The sequence below is a fragment of the Chitinophagales bacterium genome, from assembly GCA_017303415.1.
Lineage (GTDB): Bacteria > Bacteroidota > Bacteroidia > Chitinophagales > Chitinophagaceae > SpSt-398.
Genome location: JAFLBJ010000001.1, coordinates 1589803 through 1606131 on the forward strand (window position 1 = coordinate 1589803; position 16329 = coordinate 1606131).

The 16329-nt window shown below is 42.6% G+C and carries 20 protein-coding genes; 2 read left to right on the forward strand and 18 right to left on the reverse strand.

Annotated features, from left to right (window positions below):
* The first annotated feature begins 8 nt into the window (after positions 1–8).
* Positions 9–845 (forward strand): aminotransferase class IV, encoded by an 837-nt coding sequence (locus J0M30_06925; protein ID MBN8667224.1) that lies wholly within the window; start codon positions 9–11, stop codon positions 843–845.
* A 63-nt stretch (positions 846–908) separates the two neighbouring features.
* On the opposite strand, the gene J0M30_06930 is transcribed toward J0M30_06925, so the two are convergent.
* From J0M30_06930 to J0M30_06950, 5 genes are read right to left on the reverse strand one after another with little or no spacing between them, the layout of a single operon-like run.
* Positions 909–1859, reverse strand: a complete 951-nt coding sequence (locus tag J0M30_06930; GenBank protein ID MBN8667225.1) for an NAD(P)-dependent alcohol dehydrogenase — start codon at positions 1857–1859, stop codon at positions 909–911.
* 21 nt (positions 1860–1880) lie between these two features.
* Positions 1881–2450: a DUF4256 domain-containing protein gene (locus tag J0M30_06935; GenBank protein ID MBN8667226.1), complete on the reverse strand. Its 570-nt coding sequence runs from the start codon at positions 2448–2450 to the stop codon at positions 1881–1883.
* 24 nt (positions 2451–2474) lie between these two features.
* Positions 2475–2930: a heme-binding protein gene (locus J0M30_06940; protein MBN8667227.1), complete on the reverse strand. Its 456-nt coding sequence runs from the start codon at positions 2928–2930 to the stop codon at positions 2475–2477.
* Between the two features lie 19 nt (positions 2931–2949).
* On the reverse strand, positions 2950–3318 hold the full coding sequence (locus tag J0M30_06945) for a VOC family protein (GenBank protein ID MBN8667228.1): 369 nt from the start codon (positions 3316–3318) through the stop codon (positions 2950–2952).
* A gap of 36 nt (positions 3319–3354) precedes the next feature.
* Positions 3355–3792: a VOC family protein gene (locus tag J0M30_06950; protein MBN8667229.1), complete on the reverse strand. Its 438-nt coding sequence runs from the start codon at positions 3790–3792 to the stop codon at positions 3355–3357.
* Positions 3793–4118: 326 nt separating this feature from the next.
* Between J0M30_06950 and J0M30_06955 the strand changes: the two genes are divergently transcribed.
* The gene (locus J0M30_06955) at positions 4119–5432 is read left to right on the forward strand and encodes a beta-lactamase family protein (protein ID MBN8667230.1); all 1314 of its coding nucleotides are present in this window, start codon (positions 4119–4121) and stop codon (positions 5430–5432) included.
* Positions 5433–5447: 15 nt separating this feature from the next.
* On the opposite strand, the gene J0M30_06960 is transcribed toward J0M30_06955, so the two are convergent.
* The 13 genes from J0M30_06960 to J0M30_07020 form a co-directional block, all read right to left on the reverse strand.
* Positions 5448–5795, reverse strand: a complete 348-nt coding sequence (locus J0M30_06960; protein ID MBN8667231.1) for a TfoX/Sxy family protein — start codon at positions 5793–5795, stop codon at positions 5448–5450.
* 27 nt (positions 5796–5822) lie between these two features.
* On the reverse strand, positions 5823–6515 hold the full coding sequence (locus J0M30_06965) for a VIT family protein (protein ID MBN8667232.1): 693 nt from the start codon (positions 6513–6515) through the stop codon (positions 5823–5825).
* A gap of 146 nt (positions 6516–6661) precedes the next feature.
* Complete coding sequence (locus tag J0M30_06970) at positions 6662–7609, reverse strand: alpha/beta hydrolase (protein MBN8667233.1); 948 nt, start codon at positions 7607–7609, stop codon at positions 6662–6664.
* A gap of 179 nt (positions 7610–7788) precedes the next feature.
* The gene (locus tag J0M30_06975) at positions 7789–8292 is read right to left on the reverse strand and encodes a hypothetical protein (GenBank protein ID MBN8667234.1); all 504 of its coding nucleotides are present in this window, start codon (positions 8290–8292) and stop codon (positions 7789–7791) included.
* A 96-nt stretch (positions 8293–8388) separates the two neighbouring features.
* Positions 8389–8970, reverse strand: a complete 582-nt coding sequence (locus J0M30_06980; protein MBN8667235.1) for a hypothetical protein — start codon at positions 8968–8970, stop codon at positions 8389–8391.
* 80 nt (positions 8971–9050) lie between these two features.
* Positions 9051–9806 carry a hypothetical protein gene (locus J0M30_06985; protein MBN8667236.1) on the reverse strand — a complete coding sequence of 252 codons (756 nt, stop codon included), beginning with the start codon at positions 9804–9806 and terminating at the stop codon, positions 9051–9053.
* A gap of 83 nt (positions 9807–9889) precedes the next feature.
* Complete coding sequence (locus J0M30_06990) at positions 9890–10318, reverse strand: EthD family reductase (GenBank protein MBN8667237.1); 429 nt, start codon at positions 10316–10318, stop codon at positions 9890–9892.
* Between the two features lie 42 nt (positions 10319–10360).
* Positions 10361–10903, reverse strand: coding sequence for a hypothetical protein (locus J0M30_06995; GenBank protein MBN8667238.1), 543 nt, complete (start codon positions 10901–10903; stop codon positions 10361–10363).
* Between the two features lie 15 nt (positions 10904–10918).
* Positions 10919–11242, reverse strand: coding sequence for a hypothetical protein (locus J0M30_07000; protein ID MBN8667239.1), 324 nt, complete (start codon positions 11240–11242; stop codon positions 10919–10921).
* 77 nt (positions 11243–11319) lie between these two features.
* Positions 11320–12003, reverse strand: coding sequence for an aminopeptidase P family protein (locus tag J0M30_07005; protein ID MBN8667240.1), 684 nt, complete (start codon positions 12001–12003; stop codon positions 11320–11322).
* An 896-nt stretch (positions 12004–12899) separates the two neighbouring features.
* Positions 12900–13961, reverse strand: a complete 1062-nt coding sequence (locus tag J0M30_07010; GenBank protein MBN8667241.1) for a Gfo/Idh/MocA family oxidoreductase — start codon at positions 13959–13961, stop codon at positions 12900–12902.
* Positions 13962–14185: 224 nt separating this feature from the next.
* Positions 14186–14974 (reverse strand): SMI1/KNR4 family protein, encoded by a 789-nt coding sequence (locus tag J0M30_07015; GenBank protein ID MBN8667242.1) that lies wholly within the window; start codon positions 14972–14974, stop codon positions 14186–14188.
* 210 nt (positions 14975–15184) lie between these two features.
* Complete coding sequence (locus J0M30_07020) at positions 15185–16102, reverse strand: hypothetical protein (GenBank protein MBN8667243.1); 918 nt, start codon at positions 16100–16102, stop codon at positions 15185–15187.
* Positions 16103–16329 lie beyond the last annotated feature (227 nt).

Here is a 16329-nt window from a genome sequence, read left to right on the forward strand (position 1 = left end):
TTTGTCAAATGGACAAGATCGGTTTCAATGGTAAATGGCTGGATGCCGGTACCCCTGTCGCTTCTGCAGATAACCGCGGACTTCGCTATGGGGATGGGGTATTTGAAACCATGCGGTTGGAGAATGGCCGGATCCCCATGGCTTCCCTGCATTTTGACCGGTTGTTTTCAGCACTTGATACCCTGGGTTTTGAACCAGGCCCACATTTTACCCGTGAAAAACTGGAAAAGGAAATTCTTGAGCTGGCCACAAAGAACCAGCACACCCAACTGGCCCGGATCCGATTGATGGTATTTCGGGGAGATGGCGGGTTGTATGAACCAGGTCCTTTGCATACCAATTACCTCATGCAAAGCTGGGCTTTAAATGAAAGCTATCAGGAACTCAACATAAACGGACTGATGTTGGATATCTTCCCGGATGCCCGAAAAAGCACGGATCCTTTCTCCAATTTGAAATCAGCGAACTATCTTCCTTATATCATGGCGGCCCTTTATGCCCGCAAACACCGTCTGAATGATTGCCTGCTCCTGAACACCCATGAACGGATCACCGATTCAACGATCGCCAACCTGTTTATTTCAATAGAAGGGAAATTCATCACGCCACCTATATCAGAGGGATGTGTGGCGGGAGTGATGCGCAGGTACTTGTTGGAAAAAATGCCCGACTGGGGTTTTGCCGTGGAAGAAGCACCCATTTCTGTAGCTGACCTTGAAAAGGCCGATCATGCCTTTCTGACCAATGCCGTGTCCGGTATCCGGTGGATCGACAGCATAGGAAAAAAGAAGTTCACGGTCGGAAGGCTGGGGGAGCTTTACAAATGGTGGCAGGAAAAAACCTGAAACCTGTTCAGAAGTGTCCTCTGATTTTGCAGGCATAAAATGTTGCGTCCGGCGATACCAAACTCAATCCCATTCCACCACCACTTTCCCCCTTGTTCGCATACGCTCAATATACCCAAGCGCATCCGGGAGTTCGGTATAAGGATACACTTTCTCTATATGGGCTTTGATCTTTCCTTCTGCTACCATATTCGCGAGGGCTTCCAAATCTTTGCTATTCGCTTCTGCCGTGAATTGGGCCAGCGGAAATTTATTGACGGCTTTTTTCAATAACAACCGGAACATATGCCCCATATTGGTAAACCCGATCGTAATTCCTCTGTTCCCCATTCGGCGAAAATCGCTATGGGTCAGGTTGCCATTGGTATCTACAACCAGGTCATACTTTCCTGTATGTGCGTGGATATTTTCCTGATCATAGGCGATCGTATGATCGGCTCCCAGCGAACGAACAAAATCGACATTGCGGCTGGAACAAACGGCTGTAACCTTTGCTCCCAACGCCTTGGCGATCTGAACGGTAAAATGGCCAACCCCACCCGAGGCACCATTGATCAACACGGTTTCACCAGCCTGTAATTTTCCATGGGTCACCAGGCCCTGATAGGCAGTTATTCCGGCAACAGGTACAGCGGCCATATCTTTAAAACCTAACCCGTCTGGCATTTTTGCACAGACCCTGGCCGGGGCACAAGTATATTCTGCAAAAGCCCCGCCGAGCAATGTCTCACCAAATACACGGTCGCCTGGTTTCAGATGCGTTATCTTCTTACCCACCGAATCGACGATCCCTGCAAAATCCGCTCCTGGTATTTTTGAATTAGGTTTAAACAAACCCACTGTAAAGCGGGCAAAGAAGGGTTTCCCTCTCAGCAAATGCCAATCAGCAGGATTCATTGAATTCGCCATCACTCTTATAATGACCTCCTCGTCCGCCGGGTTCGAGGGTTTGGTGACCTCTTCGATCTTTAAGATCTCAGGGCCTCCATAGCGGTTTCTGGTATAGGCTTTCATGATCGATCTATTGTTGACACCTTAAACTTTCAATGCCCCCCTAAAGGCCCTTCCTGCATAGTAAGAACCGGCTCCATTGTGGTAAATGAATACATGGTTGTACCGCTTATCGCCGAAGATGGCCCCTCCAAGTTTGCGAATTGGTGCCGGGGTAAGCAACCAACTGGAGGTCTTGAGATCAAAATCACCTAAACTTTGCAAGAGCCGGTATTGCTCTTCATTCAGCATGTCGACCCCCATGGCTTTGGCCATATCCATGGCCGTATCGGCGGGTTTGAATTCTTTTCTGGAATCAAGCCCTTCCCGGTCATAGCAAAGGCTGCGTCGTTCTTTGGGACTTTCCGCCGAGCAATCAACAAAGAGAAATTCCCCCGATTTTTTATCAAAACTGATCACGTCCGGTTCACCCCCTGTTATTTCCATTTCATTGAGTGACCATAGTTTTTCCGGGGCGGATTCCAGTCTGGCCAACACGGTTGCCCATGTCAATCCCTTGTGCCGGGGCATATTTTTTTCAAAACGGGTCTTTAAAGTGCCTATTAACTTTTTGCTTTGGTCGGCCGATAGTTTTTTGGAGGAGGCTTTTGCCATGTCAATTATTTTACGGTGAATGTATTACAAATACACACCATTCAGGGATTCAATAATAATGTTATGATCTTCTTCGTCGCGTAACCCGGACACTGTTATTGTCCCGATCATGCCAGCGTTCTTTATAAAAATGGGGATGGAGCCTCCTTTAGCAATGAAATCTCTTTCGTCCAGGCCAAAGGTTTTATCAAGGCTCATCTGGCCATCTTTCAAATCGTTTTTTACGCTGAGTGAACTTTCTTCGAATCGTTTAGCCACATTAGCTTTTCGCCTTAACCAATTGTGTTTGTCTGCCGGCAGATTATCATCCACAAAAAGAAAGACGGTGTGGTTCAATCGCGATACTTCCACGGCGATATGTTGGTTACGGCTTTTTGCCAGCTCAACTATTTTTAGCCCAATATCAAATGCTATCCGATTGGAAAAATGGTCGAGTTCTATTTTTTTGATCATTGGTTGTACTTCATTTTCGTCCGTCATGCTATTTTTTGTGATGAACCTATTTCATGGAATGAAAAGCCACCCGATTTCCTTCGGTGTCTATAAATCGTGCCATAAAACCATTGGCACCGATGGCGGTCTTCGGCATGATCACACGGCCACCTGCGGCTTCCACGCGGGAAAGCGGAACGGCGAGGTCATCTCCTCCGTTCAGATAGATCAGCGAACCTGTTTCGGAAGGTTCAAAACCTGCCTCCTCCATAATACCTCCGCCAATTTCATTTTTCGTTGGGTCTGAAGGAAACATTGCATATTTCATACCCGGAAAGGGGACTATCATCTGAATATCCAAAACTTTTTCGTAAAAGGCCTTGGCCCTGTCAAGATCTTTGGCTGGGATCTCAAACCAGTTGATTGCGTGAGACATTTATTTGAAAATTAAAGTGGGGAAATGGTTTACTAATTATGCCTTTGCTTCTTCCTTAAAGCTTATCATCCAGTTGATACCAAATTTGTCGGCGAACATGCCAAAATAATCTCCCCAGAATGTACTGTTCATGGGCATGGTGACCTGTCCACCGGCAGAAAGCCCCGCAAAAAGCCGGTCGGCCTCTCCCTTGCTGTCCGTACTGATGGAAATGGAAAAATTATTACCAGCTGAAAATTTGGAATTCCATTCTCCTGCCGTGTCGCTCCCCATCAACATGGTTTCTTTACTGATGGGAAGTGATACATGCATTATTTTGTTCGCTTCCTCCGGGGCCAGTGTATGGCCACTATCTGCAGGCATATCCCCGAACCGTCCCATATATGGAATTTCTCCCCCAAAAACGGATTTATAAAAGTTGAATGCTTCTTCACAGTTGCCATTAAACGTGAGGTAGATGTTAACAGTTGTCATGGTTTATCGTTTATATTTAAGAGTCAAAAATTAAGTTTCAGCAGGCTATAGGAGATTGGATCCTTTGGTTAGCAGATAACACCAACAGCTATTTTCTGTCACTGCGCGAATCATGCCCGCTTCTCCTACTAAGACTGAATTTACAATTTGTTGAATAATTTGACCTCAATGATTTGAAAAAAGGCAACAAACGCATTTTGAAATGTAAAAAATTAGCACTTACTTTGTATTACAAAGTGCTTTTTATTTGGCAAATTTTGTTATATGTAGCGTTGAAGGTGACCTGAATTGGATTAAAACAAATTAATATGAAACAAATTTGTAACGTGAGAATACTAATGTTGGGGTTATTAACTCTTGTTATAGTTAGCGTGGGATATGCGCAAACCATTGACAAGGAAAAGCTTGATCAGTTATTTGACCGGCTTCTGGAGAAGAATAAGGGAATGGGGAGTATTGTCATAGCGAAGGAAGGCAGGATCGTGTACGAACGCGCTTTTGGATATAGCCTGATGGACGGGCCGACAAAAACACCTATTACCTCAAATACCAGGTTTCGGATCAGTTCGATCACAAAGACCTATACAGCGGTAATGATCCTTCAACTGGTGGAGGAAGGGAAATTAAAACTTCAGGATAACCTGGATAGGTTTTTCCCCGAAATCCCCAATGCCAATAAAATTACGATCGAGCAGATACTCAGACACCGGAGTGGTATTCCCGAACTGAAAGTGGAACCAAACTGGGGACGGCAATCAAGAACCCATGATGAAGTGTTGGCGGTAATAGAAAAAGGGCAACCCAATTTTGAACCGGACAGCAAGCATGAGTATAGTAATACGGGTTATGTTATTTTAGGCTATATCATTGAAAAAGTTGAAGGAAAGCCTTATCAGGATGTATTAAAGGAGAGAATTACCTCCAAACTTGGTCTTAAAAATACTTACCTGGGTGAGGGAAATACCAATACGGAAAAAAATGAAAGCCTTTCTTACCGGTATTTGGGGGAATGGAAGGAAGCGCCGGAGTTGAATTTAAGCGTTCCGGCAGGGGCAGGGGCGATCATGTCAACACCAGGTGACATGGCGAAATTTATTCAAGCCCTTTTTGATCATAAACTTGTTTCCAAGGCGAGTCTCGATAAAATGATGACCATGCAGGATGGTGAAGGAATGGGGATGGAGCCATTTACTTTTAGCGGCAAGACCCTTTATGGGCATACAGGGGGAAGTAACAGTTCCGGTTCCTGGCTGGCTTACGAGCCTGAAGAACAACTGGCATTAGCCTATACCACGAATGCCAAGATATATCCGGTCGCAGATATTGTAGCTGCTGTTTTTGATATTTACTGGAACAGGCCTTATCAGGTTCCCACTTTTGAAGCATTGATGGTAAGCCCCGAGATCCTCGATAAATACGTTGGGGTATATGTGGTTGCCGGAACGCCGGCAAGAATGACCGTTACCCGATCGGGTTCCACCATTGCCATCGAGAACGGAGGAAACACGATTCCTCTTGAGGCAACTGCCCCCGATACATTTAACCTGGCACCGGGAGTCACCGTGAGCTTTGACATGTCGAAAAAACAAATGACCATAAAACGTCCTCAGGGGGAAAGAGTATTTACACGGGAAGAATGACCCTACACGGGCAACCTACTTTTTTTTCTTTTTGGAAGCTTTGGCGATTTTATTGAATTGAAGGGCAAGTTCGATCCAATAGGCCAGTTTCTTTTTTGTATTCAGTGCCTCAATATCTACAAATACATAACCCTTCATCACTTTTCCGGTAAAATCCATCGGGGTGCAACCTTCTTTTTCCAATACCTCCTCGTAAACGGCGGGGTCCAGCCTGACCATTAGCCGTTCTGATTCTACCCCCACACACATTTTATCATTGACCATGAAGCAGAGGCCGCCAAACATTCTCTTTTCTTCAACCTGCTTGTGTGTAAGTGAAATTAATTCTCTGACCTGGTCAGCCAGTTTTGCATTGTATGCCATGATGAATGGTTATAGAAAAATTTGATCCTATACCCGCACGCCAAACAAATACCCAACCCCAGCCGATAATCCCATAGCGATAGTGCCCCATACCATGATCCGCAAAATGGCTTTACCAACTTTCGAACCACCGGTTTTTGCAGATACAGTGCCGAGGATGGCCAGAAAGATCACCGTAAAACCATAAAGAAAGTATTCCATATTCACCAGTGGCGCTAAGAGTACGACCAGCATTGGTAGTAGTCCACCGGCTGTAAAGGATGCTCCGGAGGCCAGGGCTGCCTGAATAGGCTTTGCCTGGGTAACTTCATTTATACCCAATTCATCCCTGATATGGGCCGATAGGGCATCATGCTCCGTAAGCTCTTTCGCCACCAGATGAGCCGTTTCCCTTTTTAATCCACGCTGCTGATAAATCTGAGTGAGTATTTCCAATTCCTCTTCCGGCATTTCCTTCAGTTCCTGTGCCTCTCTTTCAATATCGGCCTTCTCGGTATCTGTTTGTGAGCTTACCGATACATATTCTCCGGCCGCCATGGATAAGGCCCCGGCTACCAGTCCGGCCACCGTGGCCAGAACAATAGAATCCCGGCTGGCATTCGCTGCCGTTATCCCAATAGCGAGACTCGAAATGGAAATGATTCCATCATTGGCCCCCAATACTGCAGCCCGGAGCCAGTTACTCCGGTGGATATAGTGGGTATCCAGATAATTGTCAATGGTGAGCTTACCTGGGTCTTTTGTAGTGTCCATATAGATTGGGTTGTTGGTGCTCCCTGCTTTTCCTTGTATTGAATATAGGATTTTAAAGCGGGAAACACCAACAAGACCCAAATTTGATTCTGTTATTTGTGCCTCAGCTCCAATTAATGGGAGCCGGGTTTTAAAAAGCTGTTCACGTCCAGCCAATGAATAAAGGCATCAAACCATTTGTTGCTTGTTCTGTTGGGGTTTCCCAGGCCAAAACCATGTCCTCCATTTTGGTATAGGTGAAACTCAACCGGAATACCTGCTTTGTACCAGGATTGGATCAGCCCGGTTTGTCCGCCAAAAAGAAAGTCATCTGTAGCTATAACATTGAACATCGGAGGGGCAGTCTTAGGTACTTCCATTGGACCCATTCCTCCGTAGATCATGCCGATGAATGCCAGTTTCATGGTTTTTGAGTTCATTGTAGCGTGCATGGTGAGTCCTGATCCGGCTGAAAAACCGATCATGCCAATGCGGGAGGTATCCACACCCCATTCTTTGGATCTTTTCACGATCAGCGCGTAGGCCGCTTCAGCGTCTTCCAATTGGTTTGACAAATCGATCTGCGGCGGTCTGGGTGCCGATACTGTTCTGGAAGAATCAGCAGGCGGGGGAGCAATGCGCGGGCGGTTCATCCAGGCACTGAAACTATCCAGCGAGGGTACGGTGGGGAAAAGTCGGTACTTCAATACAAAAGCGGTGATGCCTTTGTCGGCAAGCGCCTGCGCAACTTCCCAGCCTTCATTGCCCATGGAAAGCCATCTGAAGCCACCGCCCGGTGCAACAATCACTGTAGCGCCGTTGGCCTTGCCGGGTTTGGGAAGAAAAGGAGTAAGGGTGGCAACCGTGATGTTGCGTGCCATGGGATCGCCCCACTGGCGAAACCAGGATTCAGTAGCCGGTTGATTCTCAACTCCACCGGTACCCAACACTATGGCATTGGGTTCGGCAGGGGCGGCTAACGGATAAATGGTGCCATCCTGTGCAATAACTGTTGCAGAGAAGAGCGATAAGGCAGATCCAAAAAGAAAGGTCTTGGTAATTTTTTTGATGTTGCAGATCATACAGCAGAGGTTTAAAATTTACATAAAACAGCATCTGTTTGTGCAACAAAATTTTGCTTCCAACAAAATGGTTGCCAATGAGTTGCACGCGTTATGCCGCATCGGAATAAATATACGTAAACTCTCTGCTTTTTTAATATTTTCTGCAATTCGGGGTTTCCGGAGGTCCCTTTTTTAAGTTAACGCAACCGTCCTGTAGCCCTTAGGGTAGCGATCAGAAGATCATCGTTTCGCTTATCAAGCAGTAGAAGGTCGGTACTCCCGACCACCATCGGGAAGTCAATTTTCAATTCCTGGTTATTGGGGCCCAACGGGGTGATCGTAGCATGGCCAAAGGGGATATAACTGAGGTAACCGGGCTGAAATTTTCCTACATAAACCAGTTCCTTATCCACGGTCACCGCAAAGGCTTTATCCGCCCCATAGGAGGCGATTCTTGACTGGATATCCTTCTTTAAGGTGAATGTATAGGTGGATTGGGTATAAAAGGAAATATCCTTATCCGCCACCAGCGGGGAGTTTTCCAGCACGGGATTGGTAATTACCACGGTCGCGGGACTGGTGGAGGTATTCGTAGAGGAGCTATAGGATGACAAGAGGTAGATCTCCACCCTTGAGCCATGGTCCTTGGTACAGCCGGCCATTGAAAGCAGGATCAGGACATAAAAAAGAATTTTTCGCATAGGCCGTTTTTTGATCTGACAATCGATTTGCCCCAACCGTTGCGCTGGTCTTGTATTTTTCAGTACAAATCTTTGGCCGGCAATAGAAAGGACAATTTACCTGATTTGGGGATTTTCTGTCCTGTACATTTTAAAACAGATACAACAGATCCAGGCGAGGAAGCTGCCAAACGTGATCTTTTGCACCAGCGGCAGGTAGGAAATATAGGCTTCGTTATAGTACAGGAAGTTATTGGCTATGACCAATAAAATATTGAGGATACCAAAAAGGAGGAGGGTCTTCCATCCATTTTTGTAAAGACCGGCAAAGGTTCCCACGGTGGCTATCAGTCCCAGCAAGGAGGCCAGGTTGGTGATCAGGTCATGGTCAATACGGGTAAACAGCAAAAGCCCAATACCCATAGCCAACAGGCCGCTCACCCGGATCATGGTTTTAGTGTAACGGTGAAGGGTAGTGTATCCTGGGAAAATCCACCAGAAATAAACCAAGGTGAAACAAAGGACAAGCATGGCTACCCAGGCCACAGGCTGGGCGCTATTGGGTTGCCCATTAATGGCCTTTCCATCCAACAGGTTACACCAGTAATTATTGGCCCAACTAAATCCCTTGGCATGGCGGTTGAAGGCCGAGCCGCCTGGATAGTAAAGGGTAGCTAAAAAATACAGGGAGGCAAACAACAGGCTGCCCCAGATAGGAAGAAGAGACCGATACTTTTTTATGAAGATTGTTTATTTGACGATTGGATGATCCCACTAAGTTAATAGGTCCTTACGCAATTAATGGTGCCCCTTAAAGTTGAGTTCGTGGGGGGATAGAAGGATACCCAGGGGCCGGTTACCGCGGTATTGCTGAAGGTTGGATACCCGGAAAATGTTCTAACCGGGTTTCCCAGATCGTACATATAATGTGTATTGGTGCGTACCGTGTCGGTTTCGGGAACACAATTTCCTTTCAGGAAAAAGGTATCGATAGAGACTTTTGCCAGGAAGTTAACAGGTTCACTTCGAATGGCTGTCCCAACCTTTACAAAGCAAATGTTACCATTCAGGTCGCCACTAAAGGTCCCTCCATAACACATGACCAGTTGGGTAGAATTTTCATGGATAACCAATGCTTTGGCATTTGGATGCCCGGTAATGGACAGGTTGGATATTTGCGCATCTGACCCGTCGGCGTTCGCCGATAATGTCATGGAAGATAAAGTTCCGGTAAAATTCAGATTCACTATAGGCTGACCGGCCGTAACTGTCTGGGAGGTGGATAACGTGTCTTTTACATTATCAATTGCCAAATAACCTTTGATCAGGTTATCTCCGTTATTGATTTTTATAACGATCGTTCCAACAGACCCAATAATGACACCTTTGTAAACCCCCAAACTGGTATTGTTATACTGCGGTTTGGTTTCAGGTACGGAAGCGAATCCATCCGGCACTTCTTTTTGACCTGATTTTTTGCATGCATGGAAAAGAAGGGAAGCGGACAGGATTACCAGTAGGCTGTATTTAAACATAAAAAGGGTCGATGTTAAGTTTAGGAAACCTGGTGCATCATGTACAATGGTAACTGGATGATGAAATTAGCTTTTTTAATTGATCATTCTTTGTTTTTCACTTGTCTTATTTCACTGATCTGTACGATCGGCTGTATATTGGTATAATTTTTAATATCACTCATAACCGCCTCCCTGTTTTGCGCGATTGCTATGTTGTATTCATCTATACTTGTTATAAAGAAATATCCAACTGCCAGGAATGTTGGTTTTTCGGAGGAAGACCGCCCCAAAATGCCTTTGTCAATTTCATAGAATTTGAGGTTTTCGCCTAAAAACCCAGCCATCATCGGCATATGTTTTTGTTCATAATAGTTCATGTCAAAGGTTTTGCCTTCCCCGTCCGGGTAAAGGATGGTTACCTTATACATTCCACTTTTGGAGGTAGGGGATAGGGCCATTTGGTTTGTTTTGCAGCTAGTTAAACTGGCAAGTAAAAAAAGAACCGGTACTATGATGGGTTTGATGATCATTTTAGTTGGGTTTATATTTCTAATTATATTGTTAAGGAGAAATTATTTTAGTAGATCAAATAGGTATTTTTCGGGTTTTAAGGGGTCGAAATAGAGAGTGACCTTTTTGTTGATGACGTAATACTTAAGGGTTGTAGGATCGAATGGGAAGGATTGACTTACAAATTTGCAAGCGGCACCTTTTATAGTACAGGTGTAGATTAAATAGGATTGTACCAAGGTTTCGGAATTCTTACTGGCAAAGGAGGATAACGGCGACGAGGAAAGTAGTTTAAAGGGAATGAGGTTTGGATCGTCAACCTGGTGCGAGTAAGTGCCGCTTTTAAATTCGCATTTGTCAAAGTCCAGGTCCACTTTCTCCGCCGTTGATTTAAAAGCCACAAATTCGTGTGTGACCGCTTGGTTAAGGATATGTTGGGTTCTCTTAAAAGATATGAGGATAAGACGGGCACCTAACAACATCATGAAAATAAAAACCAGGTACCATAGAATAGGAGAGGGAATAGTATTTCCGGTATAACGGCTGAAAAATAGGGCACCGAGAATGCCGAAAAGAATCAAAAGTAAGCCAATGAGGGTCTTCATTTTATACAGATATCTTTACTTTAAATTCCTCTTTGAACTCCCTTCCCTGTTAGCGGATTTTTTTGTCATTCGATATCTTTCAGGCTTAGTTCCCGTTCGTTCTATTATTCTTCTGGCTTCCAGATCAAGTTTTACCGTTTCACCATACCATTGAACCCCACCTTCAAAACTGTCTTTTACATTTTGATATAATTTTTCCATAAGTTCAGTATGGGTCAGCTCCGTATTTTTTAAAATGGATAGAATGTTCTCTTTAATAACGTTATATTTTTCTAATGAAATGCGCTTGTTTGTTTTCCGTGGTTGAGGATGTAGGGTTTGAATTTGTTCACCTTTCATTTTACTATTATTATACTTAGTTTGGAATTCTTGATTTCCCGGATAAATAGGTCAAGTAATTTTTTGGCATTACCACATTATTCTGCCATCAACAATTGTTCAAAAAAGGCGCCTATTTTATTTGTTTTGTCCACGAAGTGAAGTTCCAGCATCCAATGTCTTTTATTTCCATTTTTATCCAATAGAAGGATGTCTTTATGATTGTCAGGATGCACATCTAAGCACAGATCGTTTGGGTCATCAGGTTGTTCATGCGGGAATTGGCCCACAATATGACCCGCTATGGCATTCCCAAATTCATAGCCATAGCTTTTAGTTAGGGCAGTAACGTAATTAAAAAATTCGGCACCAGTAAGGGTGTTTTGTTTAAAATACCAGGCATTGGCTACCTGCCAGGCTTCCTCTGCATCTTTCTTTATTTTAAGTTTTAAGGGGTCGTTACCCAAAACATAGGTTCTTCCGAGGTCAGCTTCCCAACCGTCAAATACCGGATGGAAATCAAAAAAAAGTATATCATCTTCTTGAATAATCAAGTCTGGAGGGTCTGCAATATATGGTTGTAGCGTATTAATACCGGTTCTAACAATTTTTTTACCCCAATGGTTTTCTACCCCAAATTCTTCTTTGGCGATTAGTACAATTTCATCGCAAAGCTCTTTTTCCGATTTTCCAGGAATTATTAAGCCCCTTTCTTCAACGGTTTGAAATAATAGTTTTGCCTTTTGTTCTGAAAGGATAAGATTTTGTAGTGCTTCGCTCATGTATATTTGTTTTTGGGGGTAAAAGGTTATTTGTTATCTGTGTCCGATGAGATGGATGCAATGCAAAGCCTGGTAATATCGATTCGGTATCTTTATCTATATTGGATTTTTATAATCCCTTAGGATTGCTTTAGAGCCAGCAAAGCTCAAGAGGATATATTGTGTTCTGACACGATGTTTCTTTAATGTTTTTTTAGCGGATAAAAACGATTGATTGTCGAGACGTATAAAGATGTCAGGTTTCATATCTCCATCAAAGTCAGCAACAGTAAATTGTGCAAGCGCTTCGATTGGGTCATAATATAATCCGTTTGGATCAGGTAATGAGAAAATCGGGAAGTCAGACTGAATATATCGAAAGTCTTTTGTCCTATTGTCATTGCTTAGAACAACTTTCAGGTAGTAGTATAAGTGTGCTCCACCGGTCCCAACGAAATATACCTCGTCAGTGGTTCCATCTAAGTCAAGATCCCAATTGCAAGAATAATTGTGTGTTTGGTTTATTGAATCATACTTGTATGTGATTGTATAACTATTTTGTAAATAGGTTTTGGTAAATGAATTACTTTGGCAATAGCATAAGCCAGCCTCAGAAAATAGCAGAAATAATAGTAGTATGATTTTCACTATAATGATTGTATGTGAAGGACTTTAAACTGGTTGGATGACTCCAAAATCATCGCAGTTAATTAACCTGTTGTAGGGTCTAATCCCGGAGTGCCCGATAAATAGATATAGTTATCGATTATCATAGCTTAGGGGAATGTCTCTCACATCCTTGCAACTTTCTTAGTATTAAAATTGTTTCTAGTCATAATAAGAGTATTGTAAGCGTTGAATCGTCAGACGGGGTTTCATACAAGGTTTGCGGCAAACTTTTTGCTAGCAGGTCGTTGTTATCTTACTTTTACTGATCTTCCTTTCTTTGCAGATAACCTTGCGGCGTCAAGTATTTCCATAACAATCATATTGTTTTCAAGAGAGGAACAATCATACTCTGGCATAGAAAGTTCTTTATTAATAACTGCAGCAAAGTACGTAAATGGGTCATTATAAGGAGGGCTGAGTTCATCTAATCTTTTTTTGGATTCTTGAAATCCATCATAACCCTTTGATATACGTATCCTAAGATCATTTCTGCTATCAGCATATATAACACCTGTCTTTCCATATACTTCCATGTCTTTTCTTCCTATTGGCCAATTCCAGGATGCTTGTATTGTGACTTTTGCGTTTTTATATGTCAAAATTATGGTTGATTCGTCGTCTACCTCAGGGTTATTTTCTTTTTGCAATTGCTGCGTCACTGCCATTACTGCTATGGGTTTTTCGCCATTCATCATCCATGTGGCAATATTTGCCCCATAACATCCGAAATCCATTATTGCCCCGCCTCCGTTTTTAACAGGATCAGTTAACCAGTCAAAAAACTCCTTATTCACACCTATCTTCAGAGGTCCCTTATGTCCGTCCCGTATTATAAGTTGACTCAAACTGCCAATACTATCATTTTTCAATAATTCCTTAGCAGCATGCAGGGTTGGATACCAGGTGGTTTCGTAGTTTGTCAGGAGTTGAATGCCATATCGTTTCGCGAGCGCTTCCATTTTTCTTGCATGATCTAAACTCACTGCCAATGGTTTTTCAACCATCACATGAATGCCCAAAGGCGCAAATTTTTCTACCACTTCTAGATGTTCATAAATGGAACCAAACGCAAGGACAGCTTCAGGCTTAGAATGCCGGATAAGTTCGTCCATGGAGGCATATACAATATCCATGGATATACCATATTGTTGTGTATATTTTTTTGCTAACTCCATGTTGCTTTCCACAATACCAACGATCACAACCTTGTCGTCTTTTGGTCTTCCCAAAATCCAATGAACATGGGTATGTGTCAAACCTATCACCCCAACTTTCAGTGGTTTATTAGCAGCATTAGAAGTTGATGCCATAAAACACATCAGTACAAGTAATGGAATTAAGGAACATCTAGTCAACTTGTTCCTTTTCTTGCTCCAAAAGAGTAGGAGATAAATCATACTAAAAACTCTCATGTGTTTGGCATTTAGGTTGTCTTTTTATAGCTGCTAATTCACAAAGCTTGTTAACTGTCACGGCTTTCAGATGTATTCTTCAGCCCATATATCAGAAAACCGCCTGTTAGCAGCATACCCAACTACTCATCGTTGTCTGACAATGCTAAGATACCGTAGTCAATTAGCTTGTACTTTGGAAATGTTTTTTTAAGATTTGCGTCAATCTTCTTTATTAATGATTGTGGCCCAAATTCATTTGCTGGTTCTTTTAAGTTGAAGTAATATGTCGGCGAACTCCAACCAGCATATTCTTGCCTTGTAAAATTAATCACTTTATCAGCAAGCTTTGCTTTAGTCTCATAACAGTGAACTTGAGCAGGGGAAACCTCTTTTAATTCCCAATCTTGAATAAGTGTCAATGGAATTGTCGCATAAATATTTTGTTCATTGTCAGTAGTGATGGCAAACTGAACACACCAGCTTTTTTTGTCGTTAGTTTCTCTTTTAATGTTCCTGTCGGAAAGTTTTGAAATACTCTCGTCGAGAAGAGTTTCAAAGTCGTAACCTAGTTTTACAACTTCACCGTCTAACCAATGCTGCCATTCATAAAGGTTTGTGTCGTTTTGATTGTCAATATTAAGCAACCAAAAATCTTCTCCACCATTGTCGCCAATTAAGATGAACGACTTTTTTAGTTCATCTGGCAAATAATTAGTGCGCTCAACGAAGTCAATTTCTCTTGTGAAAAGTCCAAATACAAAATCTTGTCTAACACCGAATATTTTTAGAAACTCTCGAAAATAAGTCGGAAATTTATTTCCAATTTTTTGCTCAATATCTGTCACCTCGGTTTCTGTCAAACCGTGATAGAAAACCTTGTCCCTAAAAGGCTCTATTTGTCGTTTTATGTCTATATAGAGTTTGTCCATTTGGGTTGCTGATAACGTTTACGGCTTGGCATGTGGCGGTATTTGAAAATCTTCAGCACGTAACCACAGCTAAATTTGTGACTTAAAGTTCATTGTTTATTCTATTGCTAGGCGTTATCCGTCGGCTGGAACTGAAGTGGAATAGTGAACAAAAAGCTGAGAACATGTTTGCCGCCCCGCCATATTGCCAAACCGCTTGTTGTGTGCTATTCATTGTCTCAGTTCATTAAGTAGTGCATGTTCTGGTCTCCTTAGTAAACTATCTGTCAACTCCAGGTTTTTGATATGGTCGTCTATACCATACCCAAAACTCAAATCGTTCTTTAAATAAATGTAAATGCCCTTTCGTATGGTAAATGGCTTGAGGCGATTTAAAATTTCCGCTCTATTTATGATAAACGTTTTGATTAGTTCTTTGGAATTGGTTTCAATATGTCTGAATAGCCTCTTAATATGCTTATCGCCTGTTATTCGTTGGTATAAGTCGGGTTTGTTCGCTTTACAATATTGTAAATACCATGAAATAAATAGACGGAATTGATTCGTTGAATATATATCGCTACCGCTATTAGAAAGATATTTTATCCAAATTTGAGGATTGTTCCAGCCAAATGAGTCTCTCAAGAAGTTGTAAGAATAGGTATAGGCTTTTAAACTTTGAAAACTGGCTGTGTATTCTTCTAGCAAACCAATAAATCCATTTTGTTGTGTCACATGATTTGAGTCTGTAGAGTTGATGTAAGTGTCATAAGCAAAAAGCAATTTTTTGTCGCTTAGTGGAATTGATTTATCAAGTTGCCTTGATGGAATTGATTTGAATTTCCGAATGGCAATTGTCATTGTGTCGTTTAGTCTGTATCTATATAAAGTGTCATTGTCAAATGGTGAATTAATAGTAAAACTGAAAGCATGATAAGCTTCATGTATAATAGTTGGATAGTTAAGAAAGTAATCTTGCAAACTGTCTTCCCTTGCTAAAAAGTCCACAGTGGATGCATCGTAATTTTTAAGAACAGCATAATTGTCTGGCAAATATTTCTTCGTAATTTCAAGCAAAACATCTTTTTTGGATGAATGCTCCGTCAAAATGGCAGTTAGAAAAATGGTTATAAGAAGTTGAACTTTCATGATTTTATTGAATGGCACACATCGATCAGGGCTTTCTGCTGTGCTGATACTCCGTGGTTCGACAGGCCGAAACACAGCTGAGTAAAGTTAGGGAAGATAATTTTATATTCTGTTGCCTGGCATTATTCGTCAGCCGGCACTGCTGCACGTAAACGAACTGGACGATGAGGATATATACGTCCAGCCGCTATAGCGCCAAACCACTGTTGGCTGCAGCACTATTTTAA

Excerpts from the sequence above, each read along its gene's own strand:
- J0M30_07020 (MBN8667243.1), bottom strand. The coding sequence starts at position 16,102 with ATGAAAGTTCAACTTCTTATAACCATTTTTCTAACTGCCATTTTGACG.
- J0M30_06990 (MBN8667237.1), bottom strand. The coding sequence starts at position 10,318 with ATGATCATCAAACCCATCATAGTACCGGTTCTTTTTTTACTTGCCAGT.
- J0M30_06940 (MBN8667227.1), bottom strand. The coding sequence starts at position 2,930 with ATGACGGACGAAAATGAAGTACAACCAATGATCAAAAAAATAGAACTC.
- J0M30_06935 (MBN8667226.1), bottom strand. The coding sequence starts at position 2,450 with ATGGCAAAAGCCTCCTCCAAAAAACTATCGGCCGACCAAAGCAAAAAG.
- J0M30_06950 (MBN8667229.1), bottom strand. The coding sequence starts at position 3,792 with ATGACAACTGTTAACATCTACCTCACGTTTAATGGCAACTGTGAAGAA.
- J0M30_06945 (MBN8667228.1), bottom strand. The coding sequence starts at position 3,318 with ATGTCTCACGCAATCAACTGGTTTGAGATCCCAGCCAAAGATCTTGAC.
- J0M30_06925 (MBN8667224.1), top strand. The coding sequence starts at position 9 with ATGGACAAGATCGGTTTCAATGGTAAATGGCTGGATGCCGGTACCCCT.
- J0M30_07015 (MBN8667242.1), bottom strand. The coding sequence starts at position 14,974 with ATGGACAAACTCTATATAGACATAAAACGACAAATAGAGCCTTTTAGG.
- J0M30_06930 (MBN8667225.1), bottom strand. The coding sequence starts at position 1,859 with ATGAAAGCCTATACCAGAAACCGCTATGGAGGCCCTGAGATCTTAAAG.
- J0M30_07005 (MBN8667240.1), bottom strand. The coding sequence starts at position 12,003 with ATGAGCGAAGCACTACAAAATCTTATCCTTTCAGAACAAAAGGCAAAA.
- J0M30_06970 (MBN8667233.1), bottom strand. The coding sequence starts at position 7,609 with ATGATCTGCAACATCAAAAAAATTACCAAGACCTTTCTTTTTGGATCT.
- J0M30_06975 (MBN8667234.1), bottom strand. The coding sequence starts at position 8,292 with ATGCGAAAAATTCTTTTTTATGTCCTGATCCTGCTTTCAATGGCCGGC.
- J0M30_06995 (MBN8667238.1), bottom strand. The coding sequence starts at position 10,903 with ATGAAGACCCTCATTGGCTTACTTTTGATTCTTTTCGGCATTCTCGGT.
- J0M30_06960 (MBN8667231.1), bottom strand. The coding sequence starts at position 5,795 with ATGGCATACAATGCAAAACTGGCTGACCAGGTCAGAGAATTAATTTCA.
- J0M30_07010 (MBN8667241.1), bottom strand. The coding sequence starts at position 13,961 with ATGGCATCAACTTCTAATGCTGCTAATAAACCACTGAAAGTTGGGGTG.
- J0M30_06985 (MBN8667236.1), bottom strand. The coding sequence starts at position 9,806 with ATGTTTAAATACAGCCTACTGGTAATCCTGTCCGCTTCCCTTCTTTTC.
- J0M30_07000 (MBN8667239.1), bottom strand. The coding sequence starts at position 11,242 with ATGAAAGGTGAACAAATTCAAACCCTACATCCTCAACCACGGAAAACA.